This is a genomic window from Vibrio ostreicida, from assembly GCF_013074385.2.
GTDB classification, from domain to species: domain Bacteria; phylum Pseudomonadota; class Gammaproteobacteria; order Enterobacterales; family Vibrionaceae; genus Vibrio; species Vibrio ostreicida.
The window spans coordinates 103,888-124,279 of sequence record NZ_JABEYA020000005.1 but is presented as its reverse complement, the minus strand read 5'-3'; the positions used below and the strand labels follow the sequence as shown (position 1 = coordinate 124,279).

Below are 20,392 nucleotides of genomic sequence, written 5' to 3'. Positions count from 1 at the left end.
TTTGACTGCTTTCTTGCACCAATTTGATTTCGATTAAGTGTCTACGGTATAGTGAGCGAGCTTTGGAATGCCACCTCGCTCATCATTTAGCATGGGTTTCATGCGTGAACCACCAACACCGTATTGACCAAGGAAGGAATCGCTTTGTTTATCGTCTCTCTTACCTACACTAAATCTCTCGAACTTGTTGATAAGTTTATTCCGGAACATGTTGAATTCTTAAAGAAGCAATATCTAGCGGGTCATTTCCAGTTATCTGGGCGTAAAGAACCAAGAACGGGTGGGATTATTATTGCGACCGTTAGCAGTCGAAATAAATTAAACGAAATTCTCGCTTTAGACCCGTTTTATCGTGAAAGTCTAGCGACCTACGACGTCACTGAAATGATGCCGACCATGTCATCAAAAGCATTGCAGTTTCTCGTTGCATCAACAGCACAATGCCCTCCATGAAAACTTGGCGGTTACCGATATGGTCACCAACCTAACGTTATAAGTACAAATGAGTGATGAACGCTATCACCCATGAAACTTTCGTTAGGCTTGTCGACCTTGTTGAGGCCAAATAATGAAATTTGGCACCAGAGTATTTAGCAACCTTTAATGCATCGATGAGAACCCATGCTTCCCTTTTTATTTATTGTCGCGTCACTTGTTTGATGTCCTTCTTCCAATGCTCTAACAAAAAATCGATAAAGCATCGCACCAGCGGTTGCTGATAGCTGCGCGAAAGGTAAAGCGCCCACAGCGCATAATTTGAGTAGTGGTACTGATTAAGAATTGGCACCAATGCACCTGAGTGTATTAACGGGTTGGCGAGATCGCATGGCAAACGAATGATGCCATGGCCTTGAGTCGCGGCGCTCACCAATATTCTGGGGAGGCACAAATGGCGGTATCAATCGCCATTAGACGGCGCGCGATAAGGTTTTCATCTGGGCTGTCGGTATATCTCAACGCAATATCCACTCTCTCATCAACCATCTCAGCGTATTGATCAGAGGCAATAATATCAATCGACGCTTTGGGGTGTTGTTGGGTAAACGCCACTACCTGCTCAATCAACAGATTCTGCGCCAAGCCTTAACGTGCTTTCGTGAATCCGACAGCCCATTGAATTGGACATTTATCAGCCCAGCAGCAGAGATCTTCTCTGGAGAAACACAAGGACCTTACCGGATTGGGTCTGAGGCGCTGTTAACTGATGAGCAAGGGAACAGCCGAATTTCAGTGACGGATTATGTCATCGCAATGATCGATGAACTTGAAAGCGGCCACTATCCTCAGCAGCGGATTGGTGTGGCTTACTAAGCATAACTTGTGGGCCCCAAAAGGAACCGGAGCTGTTCCTTTTTGGGTTCATTAACTTAGTTTGTTTGGCTAAAACTTGGGGCCGTGTACTTGTGCCATCAATAACTGGCAAAATGCACTGCGTTTTTTTGCCCAGTGACTCAAAGTACACATCAGCTTTTTTTTCCTTTGTCGTTGTTTGTCTTCTATCGAACACAAAATCTCAATATAAACAAACAGTTTCTTTTGTGACCAACGGTGTTTATTGCCTGTTTCGACCGCCTTAGCTAAGATCATACCCGACAGGTCATTCTCTGATTCAACCACATAAAGAAAAGTATGTTTGTCTTTCCTCCGGTGATGAAACTGACGAGGGGTTGGCGTTGCCAAGAAATTGTTCCGGCACAAATCACAGACCAACGCGTAATCTGATTTTTTCGCCTGTCTGATCACCTCAGCCGAGGAATCCATACTAATTACCTTACTGACCTGAGTTCTTGCCTTAACTAACCCTAGTGCTCTGCGCTGGAACCTAGTGTATAAATTATGATAATTCATTGTGGCGTTTGCGATCTCGCCTTTGCTTCAAGAGGCGACACTCGGGCCGAAAATCCACCCAGTGCAGAAGATGTCACACTGCAAACTTGAGGATGAAACTTCAAGGCGTTACTCTAAAAAATAAATCAAAATATTATTCAAACATATTATTGTAATTATTCCGATCAGAACTTTCCTAGCGAAAATAATATCAATCCCTATTCTCAACTTAGTCCCTACATATGAGCCAATAATGGCAAAAATAGACATGATTATCACGTGAAACACAAAGTCATGAAACACAAATCCTAAATAGATAAAAACAGCTATTTTGAAAACATTGATAAGCGTATTGATGGCCGCATTTGTAACAATAACTACCCTTGGTTCGTATCCGTCTCTGATTAGGATAGAGGTACTTAACGGACCTGTAGCCCCAACATATAAAGCCAATGATGTTTGAACGATACCGAGGGAGAAGTACTTACCCGGAATCTTTGACATAACCTTTTCAATGGGAAACCATAGGACGAAAAGGATAAACGCACTAACAAGCAGAGGAATGATGGAAAAGTCGATGTCATTGAACAATTGAGCACCAAAGTATGCCCCAATCATCGAACCAATAAAAAATTGCCCCAGGGCAGTGAAGCATGTACTTCTAATATCAAAGATGAATCGACTGACATTACTAGATAATTGGACAGCCCCGTGAACGGGGATTAGGGCATATGGAGGAATAAAGCTCGGCAATACCGCTAGCAAGAGAACTCCTCCTCCCATCCCGACAACCGCCGTAATGAGAGATGTCACAAACGCCAAACCGGCTAGACCAGCGTACAAGAACTCAATACTCAATTTTTCAATCTCATATGGTAAATGTGGAGTATAAGAACATGAATTAAATTTTGCTTAAAATCCTAGTTCCAATGGATATTCACTGTGGCTTGGTTTTCCATCGAGTGTCAAACGCAGCAACTTCCGGTCTTCGTCCTGAGGAAATTTTGTTCGAGCATGCATGACCGCTGAGTTATCCGCAATTAGGATTTGATTTTCTTTCAGTCTGAGGCGTACTTGATTCTCTGGCAGGTCTATAAAGTTCTTTATCTTTGCAAGTGTCGTGATTAGAGTCGAGGGGCTAACCTCATATTCAACTACATCGTCACATCGAAATGAGAACATGTAAGATCCATTGCCAAGATATTTATCATCAAAAACAGCCCTCGAAGCTTTAGCATCCCCTCTTTTCATCGTTAGAGCACCCGAGAACTTAAGTAAGCCAAGACCGTGAGGATCTTCTTTAGAAAGGAAGTCATGAATCTTCTTCGAAGACACCAAGATCGAATCACCACCTTGACTCGATGGCTTGATGCACTGAAGAAGAAGAACAATTGGAGGCTCGTCAGAATAAACTCCGCAAGTGTGAAGGGGATGTTCCGTATAGCTTGCCCCCAGATAACCTTCAAAACCGTTCAAGTTTGAGATAACGGTAATCCCATTCGAATCCGAACGGTCGTGCCCAACTGGGTTGCCAAAAAAGCGTCCAAGTTTGAGTAATAAACCCTCGGGAGTATGCGTTTGGTAATGCTCGACTAAAGCTACACCATATCTGTTGAACTTTTCGACTATATTTCGAATCGTAATTTCGTTTAGACTATTATCGACAGGTAGACGTACTGACAGTTCTTCTCGATCAGTCTGACTGTCAAATGTAGTTCTGATGGTTTGGTTCATTTCATTAATACCTTATTTTTCCGTAACATATTTGTAGTGGTTGTTAACCTTTTCTATCTTGCCCGTCATTGCGCTGCGCTTGGCAAGGACAAGAATTCGATCACACTCTCTAACTCCGTCGAGCACGCGATACAAACCCTAGCGCTCTGCACCGGAACTTAGCGCGTAAATTATGATAATTCATTGTGGCGTTTGGGATCTCGCCTTCAGTTCAAGAGGCGACACTCGGGCCTAACCCCCCCCCATTCCACACTATTTTTTTCGATTGAATAGCCTCTAGAAAACCATCGATTTTCCGATCGGCTTCTCAATTTATTATTCTTTTATGACAGTTTTCTTTAACCTGTGAAGACAATCAGTTTTTTATTCTTCTAAACATTCCAATATGCATAAAATTTCGCAAGGAAGTGAAAATATGACTAAATTCCAGTTGGGAATGAGCACATTGTTGGATGAAAATGCACCAGAATACCTATGGATAGGTCAACAACTTAACCAACAGATCCCTAAGCAAGATATCGCCACCATGATAAATCGTTGTTTTGGCGGTAACCGAGAAATCGCCGAGGCCATGATTTCAGTGGTCGAAGGACGATTGTCGAAATTCTACTTAGCAGAAATGCTGGAGAAAGCCCCTTATTCTTCCCTTCAGTAACCTGCCCCTGTTATGGCCTGTTCTTAAACAGGCCTTATGTTCCCTTCTGTGTCTGAAATGTGTGCTCGCGATCCTCAGCAACCGCGGAATAAGTCCGACGAACTCAGCCAATACGTTCTGTTGAAGATAATGCAACGTTTGCTTGCGCTCTGCGATGAAAACTTGCTTAAATCAAACGTGTCAGTTATTTTGTACTTATATTGGTCAATTAGCATGACATTTAAGGAGGGAGCGATGAGGACTTCTATTTTGGACAACGTGATCAATGCGCAGGGAATCGTTGAACCCGGTAAGATGGCGTCATTTTTCCATACCAACATTAAAGAGATTGCCTCGGTATCCGGCGTGCCCTTCTCAACCTTAAGCCGCAGTGACCGTTATACCTCCATGAAAACTCAGCAAGTATTGCGTAACTGCACTGAGGTCATCAACCGTATTTTGCCTTGGACGGGTGACCCGATTTACGCTTATGCTTGGTATCGCAGCGAAAGCTTACCCGAATTCGGTGGTTTGACCGCCGAGCAACTGGTAAAACAAGATAGAATGGACGCCGTACGCCTTTATTTGAACCACGTGTCCGAAGGTGGTTATGCGTAAAGATAAGTTCAGCCAGCATTTTATTCACTTTCAAGGCGCCGTATTTCGTGGTCATGATCCGAGATGGTCATTTTCACCAGAAAGTGGCGAAGGCGCCAAACGTTATGGTGGGCGTTTTAACCCTGTGGGTACCGCGGCCCTTTACACGGCTTGCAGTCAGGCAGGTGCTTGGGTTGAGGCCCAACAAGGCTTTCGGTTTAAGGCTCAACCTTTGACCATTTGCCAATACGAGGTCGATTGCCAAAATGTCCTCGACCTCACCGATGAAATGGTGTTGCTAAACTGTGGCATTAAGCCCTCAACATTGAGTTGTGCTTGGATGGACAGTGTCAGCCGCAATGACACACCAGAGAGCTGGTTATTGACAAAGGCGCTCTTATCCGCTGGGGTGCGGGCGATTATCGTCCCGAGCTTTGCCCGCTCAGCGACACCGGAGATGCGTAATGTCGTGTTTTGGGATTGGGGCAATGCGCCACCTAAACAAGTCAAGGTGGTCGATGACTTTGGTCGCTTACCCAAAAAACCTTTCTAAAATCGTGATAAAAATCACGACGAATCGCACTATCGGCATCGATCTAATATTCACATAATTTGTGGATAAGAACTCAGAAATCCATTAAATCAATAAATTAATGGACTGTTGATTCGTCAAGTCGATTTTTTATCGTGGGTTTGGTGGACACCCTGTGGAAAACCCTCTCCCGATTGCCGCGCGTCTCGCAAGGTTTAATCCCCTTCATTTTGACGTTGAACCGATCCGCCGTATTGTGCCCTTTTTCAGCGTATCTGTGCAACGATTCGGCCGCTCAATCGGATACAGCCTGAATGTGAAGGTACGTCAATGCTCGATTGGCTTTGGCAACAAACCACAGCAAGGCAAACCCAGTAATGGCGGGCATTGAATCATAAAGGCCGTACTCGATGGCGGCCTGAACCAGCGTTAGAACCAGCATCAGACTAGCCGCCCATTGACGTTGCTTGAAGATCAGCACCCCAAACACGGGGAAAACTAAATAAAGCGCTATATTCGCGTACATTAGGACATCGTGTTGAGCAAAATTCAGCGGCCACCAATGGGTGGTGTAAACAAGCCCAAATAGGTTAGCGACAGACGCCAGTAAACACACAAGCAAGGCCTGAGTTAAGGCTTTTCTCGCCTGATTTTGATCGGAAAACTCTTTCTTGTTGCGAGCTAACCACAAAGGTTGGATGCGTTTTGTCATAAGCATAATCATTAAATTGAAAAAGAGGATAGTAACTCAATTGACCGTAAAAACATGCATAGAATCAACATAATGGCGGTTTTTGCATCGAGCTGGAACCCACACCACATTGATAACGGATGGTCATCGTTCTTGGACTCGGGTTGCTATTAATGGCTGAAGGCTGGTGATGGTTCGCAATCACCCGTTTTCAAGGGCTAGAGTCCGGTTGATTGGGTACCAATTGGGCTTGATTCGCCCCAATAATGGCAGCAATCTCATCATACACGGCTCGGACCCTCGGGGTTGTCATATTAGCATGCGTCACCAGCCACAGCGGTTCTAGTGGGATGGGATAAGCACTCATTTCACTAAGCCCCTCACTTAAAAAATGGGGAAGTATACCAGCCCCTAAGCCACTACGAATCGCCGCCTGCTGAGCAGCCAGTGTATTGAATCGCAAGATGGGCTCACGGTCTGTGATCTTTTTCAGCCATTGAACCGCGGGCAATTGAGTGTGTCTATCCCAACCAATCAAGGGCACGCTATCCAATGGCTGGTCGCGGAGTGAGTGTGAAACAAACAACCCAGAAGACATTAATCCTATCTTACGCACGGTTAACGCGCCTTTATTCGGTCGCTTTAAACGCAATGCAATGTCGGCATCACCTTTGGCGATGCCAACCGTGTGAATACCCGTCACCATCTGTAACTCTAGATCTGGGTAGCGTTGCAGAAAAGGCTGGATCTGGGGGATCACACATTGTAACGCAATCATCTCAGGCAACGCGACGCGCACCACACCAGAAAACGAGGTATTTTGGGTGCTAAAGTTCGCTTTGAAGGCCGCCAGAACCTCTTCGATCTCTTGTGCTTGCTTGTGCAATGATAACCCATCCACCGTCGGTTGATAGCCGGTCGGATGCCGAACAAACAGCTGACAGCCTATTTGTGATTCTAATTGTGCAATCTTACGGCCAACCGTTTGTGGGCTAACGCCTAATTTGGTCGCGGCTTTGGTTAAACTGCCTTGTTGTACCACGGCAGTAAAAAAATACAGATGTTCGATATTCATGCCTATTCCAGTTTTGGAAAACCAACTTCCAGCCCTTTCCATTCTAACCTGTATAGGAGACTTGTACAGTGTCTGTCTGTTTTGATTAACGACACAGAGGACACGATCTTAATGAACACAATAAACACAAAAGATGTCGTCAACGCCTATCTTTCAGCCTTCGCTCAACAGGATTACGAAGAAGCCCTGCGTTACGTAACTGAGGATGCCGTCTGGCACGTCGACGGCGATCCGATACTAAGTACCGTTGGTATTATTCAGGGAAAATCGGCAATTCGGCGCTGGTTAGAGCATTTCCTTCATGGCTTTGAACCCTTGGAATTTCACCTAGAGCCTTTAATCAGTGAGGGGGAGGATGTGCTGGCAATTGGCCATTTTCGTCACCGCATTGTAACCACGTCAGCCATCGTTGATGGTCACTTCGTGATTCGGTTCACCATCAAAAATAATCAAATTAGCCACTATCAAATTTTTGAGGATTCTCTCGGCTTGTCGCACGCGCACTACGGTGTGAGCCCTGAGCGCCGCCAGCGGATCAATGGCGTCATTTATGAGTATGAGGATCATGGTCACGGTGAGGTTAGAATGTGTTTGCATGGTCTTGACCATGACGGCTCCTTTTGGTCTCCAGTGCTCGCCGACCTATGTCGCGACGGGCGCTGTGTCGTGTTTGACTTGCCTAGTCATGAAAAAAGTCGCGGAAACCAAGAGTTGGATGATACTGTCATCGCCAATGACATCACGTTATGGATGGTCGAGAATGCTGTCGATAAGGCGACCTTGATCGGGCATCAACAAGGTGCCTCAATCGCTTTAAATATTGCCAACAACGCCCCCCATTTGGTCACTAAACTGGTGTTGATCAGCCCCATTGGAGACCCGCAACTAGCCAAGTATGAGCCGAAGAGCGACCAAAGGCCTCCCAAGATGATAGAAGTCGAGGCGATCGTGCTTTCTCCCCACAACGACTACAATACCCCTCAACTGACATCGTTAACCTATGCCCGCTACTCAACATTTGACACCCACGAAGGGCCGTTAACTCAAGCCCCTCGCGCTATGGTCGAGCATATCTAGGCTAGCGACATAAAAAATCCCCCGGCGTTGCGGCTCGGGGGATGCATTTTATTCGCTTAAACGACGTTTATTTTGACTGTCTTTGCTGCTCTTTGCGCGCCAGTTTTTCTTGACGTCGCTGAGAGATGACGTCATCCGCCGCTCCACCAACATGGGTTTCCCCACGTTGATTGGCAAGCTGAACTTGTTTTTCACGCTCACGAAAGCGTGCTTTTTGTTCGTCAGTATGTTTGTCGACACACTTAGGGCAACTGACCCCTTTTTCAAACTTGGGGGAGTGCATATCTTGCTCGGTGATGGGCAATCGACACGCATTACACATTTCATAGCCACTGTTTTCGAGTTGATGATTAACGGCGACACGGCCATCAAAAACGTAACAGTCCCCTTCCCACAAACTCTCTTCCTGAGGCACTTCTTCAAGGTATTTAAGAATCCCGCCTTCAAGATGGTAGACCTCGTCGAACCCTTGTTCTTTCATATACGCTGTTGATTTCTCGCAGCGTATGCCGCCCGTACAGAACATGGCCACCTTCTTATGTTTTGCTGGGTCCATATTTTGCTCAACGTACTGAGGAAAGTCACGGAAGGTGTCCGTTTTAGGGTTGACCGCATGTTTGAAGGTACCAATCTCGATTTCATAATCGTTACGAGTATCGACAACAAACACCTCAGGGTCCGAGATCAAGTCATTCCACTCGTTAGGTTTGACGTAGGTCCCAACCACGTGTCGAGGGTCGATGCCCTCGACGCCCAGCGTGACAATCTCTTTTTTGAGTTTGACCTTAGTACGGTTAAACGGCTGTTGGCTATCGTACGATTCTTTGTAAACGAGATCAGCAAGGCGGGCGTCATTTTTGAACCAAGCGAGTAAGGTGTCAATCCCTTCTCGTGTCGAGGCAACCGTACCATTAATACCTTCATTGGCAAGCAGCAAGGTCCCGCGAATGTGATGAGCTTCCATTAAAGCCTTAAGTGGCTCACGAAGTTCAGTATGGTTATCTAGGCGCACAAACTTGTACAGTGCGCATACTACGTAATCTGTCATCTTTTTTCCTCTAAGCGAACTGGAGCGTAAATCCAGAGCTATCAACACTAAACGCGCGGATTATAACGGAGAGCGGACCGGACAAACAAGCAAAATCCCGCCCAAACACACGAACGGGATTTACTAGTCGGTTAAACGGAAAGGTTACGTCGTTTTGGATCGTCACTTAGATATTCAACAAACTCGATTTCAAAGCCTGCGGGGTCAACGAAGTAGACATTTTTTCGATAAGGTTCTTCGCTGCCCGGTTTCGCAATCTCAAAACCTGCTTGGGTGAGTCTGTCTATGATCGCCGTTATATTGTTGGTGACGTAAGCAAAATGCGCGAGGCCAGGTTGATGACCTGATAACTGTCTGTTTTCCCCTTCGCCATGATCACTAAACGCAATGTATTGATAGTCATCGCCAAAATGGATCCAGTGACGAGCCTTGCCGTACCATTCGCCTTGGCCTTGATCTCGTACCGTCCAATGTGGGAATGCAGCCTCATAAAAGGACAGCATTGACGGGATATTTTTCACGACCAAATTAATGTGCTCCAATTGAATCATTGTTTTCTCCTTAGCGATATTTTGATTGTTTGCGACCCTTTGATGCTAATACCTAAAGTTAACTTGAGGTAAAGCTTTTATTTGAAAAAAATCAAAAAAATCACCAAGAAAATACCGTACTGAACGTTTAAATCACGAATTGACACTCAGCCATGTATCCAATTGATCTGTCTGCTCGGCCATTTTAGCCATGTCGATTTATTTTTTGTGAGGAAAAGGAATCACACCATTGTTCAAATGCGTGGTGTCAGGTGGTGAATTTGACTCTTTAAATTATCAATGAAATTACGTTTAGTCTTTGTCTAGTGTTACGCATTTAATAAACTGATTCGAAACATAACCGTATTGGCCGTCCTTTGTTTTAACGTATACCCAACCATCCGGGGGAGTCAGTTGCTCACCTCGCTGAAGACGACTAATCACTTTGGACGACATAGAAGGTAATTCGCGCAGGTTTAAGGTTCCAGAAGAGGTATTGACTAGGTACTCAACGGTCTCTTCATTACTCGCCTCTGGCGCTACCTGAAAAGAGCCCACACCATGTAAAGCGTCGTAGTCAAATTTTAACGTGCCAATACGATCAATGCTGACTTGATAAATATCTTTGGCTGCTTTTAACGTCAATTGTTTAATATCGTAATCACCCTCTTTATCTGAGTTTTGCGTTCCGCAATAGCCTTCCGACATCGATAACCATCTATAGTGACATAGATTAGCGTCATACAAGGTTTTACACACAAGCCCAGAACCATAGACCCCCACTTTATATTTGCCTTTCAATAGCCTATTCACACTTTCAAAATACGCTGTGATTCCGCCTTTTACATCGTCGAGACACGCATCATAATCAACCGAAAAATAGATGGCGGAACCGAGAGGTTGCCCTACTTCTTCTGCACATTTTAAGGCTTGACGTGCCGATTTCTCGCCTTTCTCAGCATCAAAATCGTCAATGCGTTTTTGTCCTTTTTGGAACACGACCACTAATTGGAGTTCTGCCGAGGAAAGCGCGTTTGCCTCCACTTTGGTCAGACACTTGGTCTTCAGTGTCTCCGAGTTTCCGTTATTATAATAACGTCCAACATGCGTAATTTCCTCCTTGATCATAGCGTCTATATATGACGTTGTATCACATGATGCATCGATCATTTTTCCGATATTCATCTCTATTCCTTATGGGTTACTGTGCCAACGTTTACAGCCATATAACTCTAATAGAAAGGACTTAAAGTGGCTTGGAAGATCCTAGGAACATGGTGCATAGAAGGAATTGATGAATAAAAGTGACTACCGACCTCTCATATAAACGCCAGTGGACATCTAATAATCTTCATGTTTTACATTCAATTCAAATAAACGGCTTTTGCCGATCGTAAATCGTGCCTATCGCAAGGTTTCCTAATTTAGGCCTTACTTTTAAATTCCTAGGCAATAAATGAATAAGCCCTTTCGGTAAGGAAAGGGCATGACATATCCGTTAGATGAAACAATAGACGTAACTACCTAATCCATGCACCTTCTGATTTAGCCTGTTTGTCTTTGCGAGGCTGGCCACTCAGAAGATACGCAACGAACAATAGCGCAACCAGTAAGCCAAAAAACGCGATCAAAGCAAGGTTGATGATGGTGTTTAGTGCTTGCTTTTTGCTGATCTTTTCTACGACTGTCAGCGTGAGGTGGCCGCCGTTATTACTCACGTTTAAAATTGTCCCTTCGATATTTTGCTGTGCGGCTGCGGTTTGTAATAGCAGCAGTTCTTTGAGTCGCTTGATGCGCATTTTTTCATTGATTTGGTCTAACTTAGAGCGCAGTTTGACAATCTTGCGCATGTCCTCATTCTTTTCTCCAGACCAATTAAGAGTAATAGACGCTTGTTCAGGGCTTGGAGGTGTCAATGATGCTTTGGTGGTTTGCCATATCTCATTTTTCAGACGGCGCAAGCTTGAAAGATAGGCACTGTCGCTGTTTATTATGGCGGTATCGTCATCAAGTACAATCCCTTGTAGTGCCTCATCCCAACACAATGATGCGTCACAACTGCTGCTCGTTGCTTCGTTCCATAGTATCCCAAATTGTTGTTTAAAATCAGTACAGGTCGTGGTTAATTGAGGTCTGTTTACTGATGGATTTTTAGCTGTATTACTTTCTGTCGATTGAGCGTCTATTGGGCAATACAGCGCAATGTGCTTGGCGATTTTTTGTAAGCTTTCAGTAGTAAACATCATCATTTCACCCTGACGGCGAACACGATCATATCCGTGGATTCGACCGAATCCCAATTCAAGCTTAATTTTGGCAATTGATACCATGGAGTTGTATATTTCCTCCGGCATATCGGGCCAAAAGTCAGGCGCTTTGGTAATAAAATGTATATACGCTTCTATTGACGCGGCATTGGGGGTTACTTTAAAACCTTCGCTTGCTAAAGGATATTCGAACTCTTTACAGTAAACCAACCTGTTGTGTTTATCGCGGCTATCTAAACATAGGCGAGGTTGAGTGATGGATAAGTGATCACCAATTTTAAGCCGGCTTGTTGGCCAGTCAGCTGCTCTGTTAATCTGATAGGAAGAATGGTTATTTACTATCGCAACGCTAGCCTCTCGCCAATCGAAATGGGTATTGCCCGCCATGAAAAAGACACCGAATAAAAGCCCCATCGCTGCTGCGATATATTGTGGTTTTTTCTTAACGGTCTCTTGATATGAGACTGCGTTCAAACCGATGCGCATAACGGCAGATTGACTCTGTTCAATCTCAAATTGAACATCACAGTCCAAATTCACTGTGTGTTCCCATTCGTTTGGTATCCAAGCTACACTGGCTTCACCATCTGGGGTGATGAACACGATCCATGTTTTATTCGCTCTCGTTTCTATCGCTTTAATTTTACCAAAGTATTGTTTCACGACCAGAGTCGCAGGGTCGGCTTTGGGCCTTTCCCTTTTGAGCAAGAGTAGCGTCGCGCTACACACGGTAGCGAGAATCACCGCAGAAAGCCATTCTGGTTCAAGGGACAAGCCAAGATTAGAGACATGTAAGAAGATACCAATGGCTACGACTAACAGAGTTGGCACAAGCATGTTGTAAAAAGGGGACGAAAGATGGAGATAGTGTGCTTCTGTGAGCGTCACGGGACGTTCAGACTTCAATACCGTAGGGACGAGATCTGACGTTTGAGGGTGTTCTATGGGCGCATGGTTTTCTGTTGTTTGCGTCGACGTCTCAGGCCTTATTTCCCCGTTTGTAAGACTACCCTCGTCAAATTTATGTTGGCTTTCTGAGGTCGACTGTTGCCCTAAAACTGCTTGATCTGAATCTGCTAGGTGTTGTGAGTGCTCTTCACTTAACTCTTGATTCGGCGCGTCTGCATGGGTGTTGTTTACCTCATCGACAATATGATAACCGTTGAGGCCAATGACAATCAGTATGTCATGGTACAAGACCACTTCTGCACATATCCTTCCTTCATCGAGATAGTCTACCGCTTTGTCGCCCATCATGATGACATAATCAGCCACTGCTAAGAAGTACTTCTCTTGGCCTTGGTTATCTTCGGAGGGAGCAGCATGAACTTCAAACTGTTCATCGATGCAATACACCTCTGAAGAGGTGGCTTCAAATTCAAAAAGTTCAGAGATAGCGGAACGCTCTTCTTGAGAGAGGTCTGTATCGCGCCTGTTGCTAAGTAACTTTGCTCTTTGCTCTTTTAAAAGGCTTTTTTTACTCAGGTATGAGCAATAAGTAACGGCGGCATAAAAAAACAGACCGACTTTAAGTATAATTAAAAACTCTTGCATGAAACGTAAACCTTGACCGTTATTGAGTTGTAGTCCAAATGATGAATAAGAAATCTGCCGCGTATAGTCTCACTGTTTAACCTGTGTTGTGAAATTGGTTGCAATAAACGTGATTTGCTGCGAAGTTTATTTACTTACATATTGAACTTTATGTCTCTTAACAGAGGAAATACCCACGGTGACCGCACGTGTGTTTAATATTTGAGCTAATAGATTAGCTTTCTTTTCAACGGTTCGAAAAAAGAGATTACGGCGTTCAAATACCACTCACCCATTACTCAATATTTGCATTCTAATTGAGCGAATAACATTCATGCGTTCGCCCTAAGGAAATATCACTCTTGATACGTGTGATTTTATATGTAGGTATTATCGGCCACATAGCGAGCACGTAACTGCGACAATTTATCAGGAGCTGAGGATGTATTTTATACCAGTACAACAATTTCAGTTTATAGAAAATTAAGGGCGACACTTTCGGTGCCATACGTTTCTTCGTCGTTCTCACCCTTATTAGCTTAACTGGCTCACCATCCGTCAGCTAGGCTGACGGAATTTGTTAAGGTGTCTGCCCCATTATACTTTTTTCCGCCGAAAGTGATTGTCGACCCATCGACTTTGTTGTGACGTAAACTCAATTATAAAATCCTATCAGAGCCTACTGCTTAGCCCGACTTTCTCATCGCCAGTCGGTTCACATTGTGACAAGCGACTTTGCAACCAATGGATAAACTTTTGTTCCAATTCGACTGGCGGTTTTTCTTCGCTCAGTAAAATGTAGCGGTGGCCAGATAAAACAAACCCGAATGGTGCAATCAAGTTGCCTCTTTTCAAGTCATCGGCGACAAGCGGGTACGAGCCTATTGCGCCACCTAACCCATCAACAGCAGCTTGAATACAAAAATAGAAATGAGCAAACGACTGATGCGTATTGTCTGCAAACGGTGAGCCTTCATAGTGAGTCAGCCAGTGCTCCCACGCTTTGGGCCTTGTCTGGCTATGAAGCAGCTTAACTTTCGCTAAATCATTGTTCAGTTGTTGCCAATATTCTGGTGAAAATACTGGGCCAATCCACTCATCGACTAACGCTGTCTGCTTGCAACCAGGAGGCAATTCAAAATCATCACGACGTATCGCCAAAGAAAGCCCAGTTGTCCCTAATGTTACTGGGCCTCCCGCTGTTGATAGTCGAACATCAGCCCCAGAACTCATATAAAACTCTGACAACCTAGGCATCAACCAGCGCATTGTTAACGTGGGCTCGCACGACACATCAATGCATTGGGTTTTCATCTGGTTCAGTTTAGTCACACCAGAACCCAACGCCTGAAAAGCCTGCTCTGTATGACTCTTTAGAAGCTCCCCTTGTTCCGTTAAGACTACGTTACGCCCCTGTTTACAAAAGAGAGATTGAGAGAGGTAGGTTTCCAATATTTTGATCTGTTTGCTCACCGCTCCTTGGGTGATGTTTAACTTCTTTGCCGCTTCACTGTAGCTCGATGATGACGCGGCCACATGGAATATGTGGAATGCTTTGAGATGCCTCATTGGTGATTTTTTCTCACATAATAGTTGAGATTGAATCGATTATAGTTCCTCATTAAAATGCATACAATCAAGATTCAATACTCAATAACATTTATATTTGGAGTACACATGGAGAGTATGAGTCTTGCGGTCTTAGGTATCTTAATCGTGATAAGCCCCGGCGCAGATTTCGTTTTAGTGCTAAAAAATAGCCTCAATCAAGGTAGAGTTGCGGGGATTTGGACAGCGATAGGAGTGAGTATTGCCATTAGTGTTCATATTGGTTACTCAATGTTGGGAATCAGTTACCTAATATCACAGAATGAATGGCTATTTGGCCTCGTTCGATACATTGGCTCTGCTTACTTAATCTATTTAGGATTAAAAGGCATTTTTTCCGCCAGTACCGAACTTGAATTCACAGAAGATATTCCAACGGCTATCAACGGTTCACACTATCTTGCACAGGGATTCTTATGTAATGTGTTAAACCCAAAAACCATGCTTTTTTTCTTAAGTATTTTCAGCCAAGTTATCTCGCCCGATTCAAGTAATAGCCAATCCGTTTTGATATACGGACTCTATATGATCATGTTACACGGACTTTGGTTTAGCTTAGTGGCCATTCTATTCACCTCTAAAACACTTCAAGTGCGCTTAAAGAAAATGAAAAAAAGACTGAATCAAGCATGTGGCGCAGGCTTACTTACCTTTGGAGCTTTACTCGCTCTTAAATCTTAATCGGATTGAACTTATTTAGTTGATCTATTTCTATAGCAACAAAAAAAGCGAGCCACTTGGGCTTGCTTTTCAGTATCTGATTTTCTTTGAATCTATTACAGAAGTTTTACTGACTGCTGTGCAATAAAAATTCTTCGTTAGTTGGGAATGTATTAATATGGCTGATGACTTTTACCGCCAGCTAATTGTCCACTCTAGTGACCTTTCTGCTCAGTGGATTACGCCCTTCAATAAGCGACGCTGTACTCTTAACGTTAATGGGAGACGTATGTGGCTATCAGTTTGTCCAAACTGCCATGTATGAGACGGCATTCGATAACGTTAAATTCACCTTTAAAGATCAAGAAAAAACGAACAGGTTCCACGTTAGAATATGGAATGATCACCAACAATAGAGTATCAAATAAAATATATTCGTTGTTCGAAATCACCTAAAAACACTTCACGTAGTCCCCTTTAATAACGAGGTAAGAAACGTTTCCACTCTGTGAGTAAAAATGGGTACTCACCCGTCACATCAACGGTGGTATACCAACTTTGCTTCGCCCCAGTGTTGATGCCTTGATAGTTAAAGATGAGTTTCGACACTAAGCGATCGCCATTCCAGGAAGTATCAATCTCCACGTTAACCAACTGATAACCATTCGGGTTAGGGCCACCAGAATTAGCCTTGTAGCATAGTTGAAATGACTCTTTATACACGGATTGATTATTGTATAGCGTGTAGTTTAATGCTCTTTCATCATTCCGCATGCCATCGTTTGCATTTAATGAACGAATTTCATCCACTAACTCTTTCTTGTGCTGATTTTCTGCATTCGCAATCTGGCTTTTATTAACAGGGGTTGAGTTGACCGGAATTAAGTTACTCACCAACACCCGCCCATCTTGCTGAACTTCGCCCTGCAGAATGACTTGTTCATCTTTAAGCCCTAACGCGGCAACAAACTGCAATAAACTGTCATCCGAATCGGTGATTAAGGTGTAGAGTTCATTATTGTCTACATTACAAAACAGCCAATTCATCTCTCGCGCGACATACGAGTTTTGACTCTGGCTTAACCCTTGGTACAAAATTTCATTCAGTGTCGGCTCTTGATTGAGACGTGCCAAAGCAACATCATCATTAACTTCTTTTAAACGCGAGGCATCCACACCGCTTAACACACAAGCTTGATAATACTCCTTCTCTACACTTAAATTAGGGAAATGAGCATTAATATCCCCAACCACATACACATACTCACGAGTTGCGGCATACGTTTGATTAATATCGGCACTTTTTGATTCATCTAGCGTTTCTAGGGCGCGCTGCACTGTCTTAGAGTGATTAGGGCGACTGGATGTTGGCTGAGGCTGTATGGTCATATCCCTCTCTCCTTAGGCTGCTTTTGGCACATAACTTCTTAGTGGGAAGTCAATAAACGGGTATTCGTCGGTCACATCGATACCACATGAATAAGACTCTTCTAATGATTGATTTCGGTAGGTTAATATCATCTCAATCAACACTCTATCTTGCGCTTTGAAATAGGTTTGATAATTAATTTCAATCAATTGGCCTTCGATGTTGGGCTTGTCTTTGAGCAGGTCGTTAAAGTTAAACACCAAATAGTTTAATGCCCGCCGCGAGGCTGATAGACCATCGTTGGGCTTGATTGTTATCGGGGTTTTGTCACCGACTGGCTGAGTGAGCACATGGTTACAAACCACACTCGGCAAGCGTAAGTCGTTGTCTGTCGTTTGGACTCCCATGGCTCCGACCAGAGCCACTGAACTTGCATCGGTATGCTTATTTAGCGCGGCGATGAGCGCATCTAACTCGTTAACATATTTAGGTACGATCATATAGGTATCAATCTCATTAATGGTAAACACCCAATCCGCCTTTTCAGCAATATAGGCGTATGGCCTAAATGTTAAGTCTTCAGTATTGCCTCTAGCGACTTGGTAGCTAAACACTCGGTAATAATCATCATCAGCACAACCTAATGCTTTAGTGGCCGCCTCAAACTCTTTTTGCAAGTCACGAGTCGCTAAATAGGGCCTGATATCCCCAAGCGCATAAACATAGGCATTCCCTGTGCTCGCATTGATTAGTTTTATACTCATTATTTGTCCTCGTTGTCACCGGCATTTATTATGGTTAGCTCGCCATTACCGTCAGTGGCATAAACTTTTGTAGTGACGCATTAACAAAAGGAAACTGATGTGTCACATCGACACTACAGTGGTAATGCACCTCAGGTTGTGCGTTGTAGTTTCGGCCTTTATTTTTATAAGTAAAAACAAGATCGACAATAGTATGAGGTGAGGCTAAATCTGTATAAGTCGCACTCACATCATCAAGAAAGTAACCCGCTTCATTCGAGCTCAGCTCTTTACTTAATGTATGTGTCGTCAAATACAATCTCGGGTAGCGATAGGCTAAATAGTTTTTTGCACGACTAAAATCACTGCGCCCATCGTTAGGTTGATATTCAAGCCCTTTGAGTACATGTTGAATAACCCCAGTGGTGACTCCAGTCTCCTTTTTTAGTGAATCATGCAGTTGCTCTAATGTTTGGCAAAACAAATGATTACACACCACGTGCGTGAGTGCTGAGTTTTGGTTCGTGCCGTCGCTCACGCTAGAATTGTCAACCACACCAACCACCGTCGAGAGGACGGAAAGCAAGCTATTGTCTGGCGACTTTAGTGCTTTGATGAAACTCACTAACTCAGCTTTCGAGCGTGGTAACAGTACATAAGTGTCTACATCGTGAATGGACAATACCCAGCGGACTTGTTCTGCAATGTAAAAATAGGGCCGAGTGCCTGTGCTGTCAGTATGGTCAAGCACCCCGTAATAATCGTACTCACTCGCATTCAGGGTTTGCGCCGCGTTATAAAAGGCTTCTTGTAAGCCTTGGTTTGGAAACTCTGGCTTGAGTACGCCAACGGCATAAATATAGTCGGTAATGGGGGCATTTAACGTTAGTTGCGCGACATTTTGCTCTTGGTGTAACTCTTGGTGAGCGCAATCTATGATTTCTTCGGTTGGTTTAGTGGCGCATTGAGCCACTTGCACACGTTCATCCTCTCCCAATTTATGCGCCATTGAACCGCTGCTTTGTTGGCATCGCTCATCTTGCTCGCTAAGAGGCACTATTGCGTCAGTTTGGCGATTTTTATCAACCAACGAAGTGGCATCGGTGTCCCTCGTTGATGGTTCTGGATTATTTAACGCATTGTCATTAGTCGTCGTATGTTCTGACATACCTGTCACCTTCTACCCTATTCTTTTCATCACCCTGCGGCGAATGATTGTGCCGCCACGTGCTTCACAAGCATTCGTTACAGTAGTGAACTCATTTGCTAACGCTACTTTACCTAAATCAGTCATCGGTTGAATTGGTGAAAATTGGGGGGGCAATTGGCAGGTACTTGGTTTGGTTTGGTAAAAGTTAGGATGAGGGAAAATATGGGGTAAAGAAAGTGGCGTTAATCAAAAAAGCAGGCCGCAAGTGAGCGAGACAATACTTGAACCTGCAAAAGGTTAACGTTGATTAGCGTGGTGATAACACTATTGCTGATTGATCCAACGGATTTTACACGGGCCACCATTATCACCAATGGTGAACATTTGAATGCCTCCACCCGCTTCCGTTTTAGGGCCGCACTGGACATTATCTAACACTATGGCACCATTTTGAACGTTGCCATTGCCTTGTGGGCAACCGCAGTCACTGCCACCGTAATAGCCGACGGAATAACCTGCGTTAGTAAGGTATTCTATACATTTGGCGCCATCAGTCACACAATCTGTGAGGTTGTTATTATCAAACCAAATTGTGACATCTATTGGTAATCCAAGGTTTTTCAGTCTAGTCACAACTTTTTTTGCGACATCTTCGCTCTTCCCTTCGCCTGCGTTTATTTTGTCAGAGCCAGGCATAGGCTTAGGGAAGATAATCAAAGGCATCATAGCCAAATCACACCCATTGGGATCTAATATCGAAGTCAATTCTTGAACACTGAATGCCGATAGATCATCGTCGTCCTTATCAAAATTAATTTCCCTTAAACAAAAATGATAATCGTGCGCTTGTGCGTAGTTGGCTTCTAAATAACCTTCGGTCACCACCCTATCGGCTTTAAAACCCTTGGCATTGGCCGACGCGCTTTCAGTTTTAAGTTTTAAACTCGCATTGGCTGTGGCGGTCGCTTGTGCTATCGCACTGGTCGCAGCAACAGCAGCATCCGCAACTGCTTTAGAGATCGCCTCTGATTTAAAGTCACCCACTTTGAGGTCCGTCAATTTCGTAGTTTTATCCATATTCCTCACCTCTGTCGTTGTTTACCCGCACTATTGCGAGTGAATAACAAGTTGTATCTCTTAGCTTGCTAACTAAACTATATGCAGCAGAGGTTATACCAACTTGGTACTTTGTCTTTATCCCTTGGTAATAGTTACGGCTGAATTGGTAGAACTTCGTATTCAATCTGTTATTGCTGTTTTTCAAAGGGTTAATCGCGTTCATTTTTCAGATTTCTATGGGGGAGTGATGATATTCAG

At 44.1% G+C, this 20,392-nt stretch carries 22 protein-coding genes and 1 pseudogene; 7 read left to right on the top strand and 16 right to left on the bottom strand.

Annotated elements, in window-relative coordinates:
• Positions 1-144 precede the first annotated feature (144 nt).
• Complete coding sequence (locus HLM86_RS09760) at positions 145-453, top strand: YciI family protein (RefSeq protein WP_076588811.1); 309 nt, start codon at positions 145-147, stop codon at positions 451-453.
• Between the two features lie 184 nt (positions 454-637).
• Here the strand turns inward: HLM86_RS09760 and HLM86_RS20230 are convergent, their stop codons facing one another.
• Both HLM86_RS20230 and HLM86_RS20225 read right to left on the bottom strand, forming a co-directional pair.
• On the bottom strand, positions 638-868 hold the full coding sequence (locus HLM86_RS20230; RefSeq protein WP_290313035.1) for a LysR substrate-binding domain-containing protein: 231 nt from the start codon (positions 866-868) through the stop codon (positions 638-640).
• Positions 865-1,050, bottom strand: a complete 186-nt coding sequence (locus tag HLM86_RS20225) for a LysR substrate-binding domain-containing protein (RefSeq protein WP_290313033.1) — start codon at positions 1,048-1,050, stop codon at positions 865-867. The genes HLM86_RS20230 and HLM86_RS20225 overlap by 4 nt, the downstream gene beginning before the upstream one ends.
• A gap of 27 nt (positions 1,051-1,077) precedes the next feature.
• Between HLM86_RS20225 and HLM86_RS09750 the strand changes: the two are divergent.
• A pseudogene (locus HLM86_RS09750) lies at positions 1,078-1,311 on the top strand (NAD(P)-dependent oxidoreductase); the annotation flags it as partial.
• A 69-nt stretch (positions 1,312-1,380) separates the two neighbouring features.
• Here the strand turns inward: HLM86_RS09750 and HLM86_RS09745 are convergent.
• The 3 genes from HLM86_RS09745 to HLM86_RS09735 form a co-directional block, all read right to left on the bottom strand.
• On the bottom strand, positions 1,381-1,761 hold the full coding sequence (locus HLM86_RS09745; RefSeq protein ID WP_170882690.1) for a hypothetical protein: 381 nt from the start codon (positions 1,759-1,761) through the stop codon (positions 1,381-1,383).
• A 195-nt stretch (positions 1,762-1,956) separates the two neighbouring features.
• On the bottom strand, positions 1,957-2,685 hold the full coding sequence (locus HLM86_RS09740) for a sulfite exporter TauE/SafE family protein (RefSeq protein WP_170882691.1): 729 nt from the start codon (positions 2,683-2,685) through the stop codon (positions 1,957-1,959).
• A 54-nt stretch (positions 2,686-2,739) separates the two neighbouring features.
• A complete protein-coding gene (locus HLM86_RS09735; protein WP_170882692.1) occupies positions 2,740-3,561 on the bottom strand; it encodes a TauD/TfdA family dioxygenase in 822 nt (273 codons plus the stop codon).
• A gap of 415 nt (positions 3,562-3,976) precedes the next feature.
• On the opposite strand from HLM86_RS09735, the gene HLM86_RS09730 reads away from it, so the two are divergent.
• The 3 genes from HLM86_RS09730 to HLM86_RS09720 all read left to right on the top strand — a co-directional run bounded on the left by HLM86_RS09730 (position 3,977) and on the right by HLM86_RS09720 (position 5,345).
• Positions 3,977-4,216, top strand: a complete 240-nt coding sequence (locus HLM86_RS09730) for a hypothetical protein (RefSeq protein ID WP_076588815.1) — start codon at positions 3,977-3,979, stop codon at positions 4,214-4,216.
• Between the two features lie 234 nt (positions 4,217-4,450).
• The gene (locus HLM86_RS09725) at positions 4,451-4,813 is read left to right on the top strand and encodes a hypothetical protein (protein ID WP_076588816.1); all 363 of its coding nucleotides are present in this window, start codon (positions 4,451-4,453) and stop codon (positions 4,811-4,813) included.
• Entirely contained in the window at positions 4,806-5,345 is a 540-nt protein-coding gene (locus tag HLM86_RS09720; RefSeq protein ID WP_170882693.1) for an RES family NAD+ phosphorylase, read from the top strand. Before HLM86_RS09725 ends, HLM86_RS09720 begins: the two co-directional genes overlap by 8 nt.
• 274 nt (positions 5,346-5,619) lie before the next feature.
• Here the strand turns inward: HLM86_RS09720 and HLM86_RS09715 are convergent, their stop codons facing one another.
• Positions 5,620-6,036: a hypothetical protein gene (locus tag HLM86_RS09715; protein ID WP_170882694.1), complete on the bottom strand. Its 417-nt coding sequence runs from the start codon at positions 6,034-6,036 to the stop codon at positions 5,620-5,622.
• A 190-nt stretch (positions 6,037-6,226) separates the two neighbouring features.
• Positions 6,227-7,090 carry a LysR family transcriptional regulator gene (locus HLM86_RS09710; protein WP_170882695.1) on the bottom strand — a complete coding sequence of 288 codons (864 nt, stop codon included), beginning with the start codon at positions 7,088-7,090 and terminating at the stop codon, positions 6,227-6,229.
• 111 nt (positions 7,091-7,201) lie between these two features.
• Between HLM86_RS09710 and HLM86_RS09705 the strand changes: the two genes are divergently transcribed.
• On the top strand, positions 7,202-8,167 hold the full coding sequence (locus tag HLM86_RS09705; protein WP_170882696.1) for an alpha/beta fold hydrolase: 966 nt from the start codon (positions 7,202-7,204) through the stop codon (positions 8,165-8,167).
• A 67-nt stretch (positions 8,168-8,234) separates the two neighbouring features.
• On the opposite strand, the gene trhO is transcribed toward HLM86_RS09705, so the two are convergent.
• The 5 genes from trhO to HLM86_RS09680 all read right to left on the bottom strand — a co-directional run bounded on the left by trhO (position 8,235) and on the right by HLM86_RS09680 (position 15,114).
• Positions 8,235-9,215, bottom strand: a complete 981-nt coding sequence (gene trhO / locus HLM86_RS09700; RefSeq protein ID WP_076588821.1) for an oxygen-dependent tRNA uridine(34) hydroxylase TrhO — start codon at positions 9,213-9,215, stop codon at positions 8,235-8,237.
• 131 nt (positions 9,216-9,346) lie between these two features.
• Positions 9,347-9,766: a VOC family protein gene (locus HLM86_RS09695; protein ID WP_170882697.1), complete on the bottom strand. Its 420-nt coding sequence runs from the start codon at positions 9,764-9,766 to the stop codon at positions 9,347-9,349.
• Positions 9,767-10,057: 291 nt separating this feature from the next.
• Positions 10,058-10,930 carry a glycoside hydrolase domain-containing protein gene (locus HLM86_RS09690; RefSeq protein WP_076588823.1) on the bottom strand — a complete coding sequence of 291 codons (873 nt, stop codon included), beginning with the start codon at positions 10,928-10,930 and terminating at the stop codon, positions 10,058-10,060.
• Positions 10,931-11,265: 335 nt separating this feature from the next.
• Positions 11,266-13,566: a hypothetical protein gene (locus HLM86_RS09685; RefSeq protein WP_170882698.1), complete on the bottom strand. Its 2,301-nt coding sequence runs from the start codon at positions 13,564-13,566 to the stop codon at positions 11,266-11,268.
• A 651-nt stretch (positions 13,567-14,217) separates the two neighbouring features.
• Positions 14,218-15,114, bottom strand: coding sequence for a LysR family transcriptional regulator (locus tag HLM86_RS09680; protein ID WP_170882699.1), 897 nt, complete (start codon positions 15,112-15,114; stop codon positions 14,218-14,220).
• Between the two features lie 108 nt (positions 15,115-15,222).
• On the opposite strand from HLM86_RS09680, the gene HLM86_RS09675 reads away from it, so the two are divergent.
• The gene (locus HLM86_RS09675; RefSeq protein ID WP_076588826.1) at positions 15,223-15,834 is read left to right on the top strand and encodes a LysE family translocator; all 612 of its coding nucleotides are present in this window, start codon (positions 15,223-15,225) and stop codon (positions 15,832-15,834) included.
• A gap of 456 nt (positions 15,835-16,290) precedes the next feature.
• Here HLM86_RS09675 and HLM86_RS09670 read toward each other — a convergent pair whose 3' ends face one another.
• The 4 genes from HLM86_RS09670 to HLM86_RS09655 form a co-directional block, all read right to left on the bottom strand.
• A complete protein-coding gene (locus HLM86_RS09670; RefSeq protein ID WP_076588827.1) occupies positions 16,291-17,202 on the bottom strand; it encodes a cyanobactin maturation protease PatG family protein in 912 nt (303 codons plus the stop codon).
• Between the two features lie 12 nt (positions 17,203-17,214).
• Entirely contained in the window at positions 17,215-17,946 is a 732-nt protein-coding gene (locus HLM86_RS09665; RefSeq protein ID WP_170882700.1) for a cyanobactin maturation protease PatG family protein, read from the bottom strand.
• Positions 17,947-17,980: 34 nt separating this feature from the next.
• On the bottom strand, positions 17,981-19,093 hold the full coding sequence (locus tag HLM86_RS09660; protein ID WP_217702154.1) for a cyanobactin maturation protease PatG family protein: 1,113 nt from the start codon (positions 19,091-19,093) through the stop codon (positions 17,981-17,983).
• A 306-nt stretch (positions 19,094-19,399) separates the two neighbouring features.
• Positions 19,400-20,152 carry a hypothetical protein gene (locus HLM86_RS09655; protein WP_170882701.1) on the bottom strand — a complete coding sequence of 251 codons (753 nt, stop codon included), beginning with the start codon at positions 20,150-20,152 and terminating at the stop codon, positions 19,400-19,402.
• Positions 20,153-20,392 lie beyond the last annotated feature (240 nt).

What these genes read in the sequence shown, in the direction of transcription:
- HLM86_RS09675 (WP_076588826.1), top strand. Translation starts at nt 15,223, where the DNA reads ATGGAGAGTATGAGTCTTGCGGTCTTAGGTATCTTAATCGTGATAAGC.
- HLM86_RS09670 (WP_076588827.1), bottom strand. Translation starts at nt 17,202, where the DNA reads ATGACCATACAGCCTCAGCCAACATCCAGTCGCCCTAATCACTCTAAG.
- HLM86_RS09680 (WP_170882699.1), bottom strand. Translation starts at nt 15,114, where the DNA reads ATGAGGCATCTCAAAGCATTCCACATATTCCATGTGGCCGCGTCATCA.
- HLM86_RS09715 (WP_170882694.1), bottom strand. Translation starts at nt 6,036, where the DNA reads ATGACAAAACGCATCCAACCTTTGTGGTTAGCTCGCAACAAGAAAGAG.
- HLM86_RS09690 (WP_076588823.1), bottom strand. Translation starts at nt 10,930, where the DNA reads ATGAATATCGGAAAAATGATCGATGCATCATGTGATACAACGTCATAT.
- HLM86_RS09720 (WP_170882693.1), top strand. Translation starts at nt 4,806, where the DNA reads ATGCGTAAAGATAAGTTCAGCCAGCATTTTATTCACTTTCAAGGCGCC.
- trhO (WP_076588821.1), bottom strand. Translation starts at nt 9,215, where the DNA reads ATGACAGATTACGTAGTATGCGCACTGTACAAGTTTGTGCGCCTAGAT.
- HLM86_RS09710 (WP_170882695.1), bottom strand. Translation starts at nt 7,090, where the DNA reads ATGAATATCGAACATCTGTATTTTTTTACTGCCGTGGTACAACAAGGC.
- HLM86_RS09685 (WP_170882698.1), bottom strand. Translation starts at nt 13,566, where the DNA reads ATGCAAGAGTTTTTAATTATACTTAAAGTCGGTCTGTTTTTTTATGCC.
- HLM86_RS09705 (WP_170882696.1), top strand. Translation starts at nt 7,202, where the DNA reads ATGAACACAATAAACACAAAAGATGTCGTCAACGCCTATCTTTCAGCC.
- HLM86_RS09665 (WP_170882700.1), bottom strand. Translation starts at nt 17,946, where the DNA reads ATGAGTATAAAACTAATCAATGCGAGCACAGGGAATGCCTATGTTTAT.
- HLM86_RS09735 (WP_170882692.1), bottom strand. Translation starts at nt 3,561, where the DNA reads ATGAACCAAACCATCAGAACTACATTTGACAGTCAGACTGATCGAGAA.
- HLM86_RS09745 (WP_170882690.1), bottom strand. Translation starts at nt 1,761, where the DNA reads ATGGATTCCTCGGCTGAGGTGATCAGACAGGCGAAAAAATCAGATTAC.
- HLM86_RS09655 (WP_170882701.1), bottom strand. Translation starts at nt 20,152, where the DNA reads ATGGATAAAACTACGAAATTGACGGACCTCAAAGTGGGTGACTTTAAA.
- HLM86_RS09660 (WP_217702154.1), bottom strand. Translation starts at nt 19,093, where the DNA reads ATGTCAGAACATACGACGACTAATGACAATGCGTTAAATAATCCAGAA.
- HLM86_RS09695 (WP_170882697.1), bottom strand. Translation starts at nt 9,766, where the DNA reads ATGATTCAATTGGAGCACATTAATTTGGTCGTGAAAAATATCCCGTCA.
- HLM86_RS09730 (WP_076588815.1), top strand. Translation starts at nt 3,977, where the DNA reads ATGACTAAATTCCAGTTGGGAATGAGCACATTGTTGGATGAAAATGCA.
- HLM86_RS09725 (WP_076588816.1), top strand. Translation starts at nt 4,451, where the DNA reads ATGAGGACTTCTATTTTGGACAACGTGATCAATGCGCAGGGAATCGTT.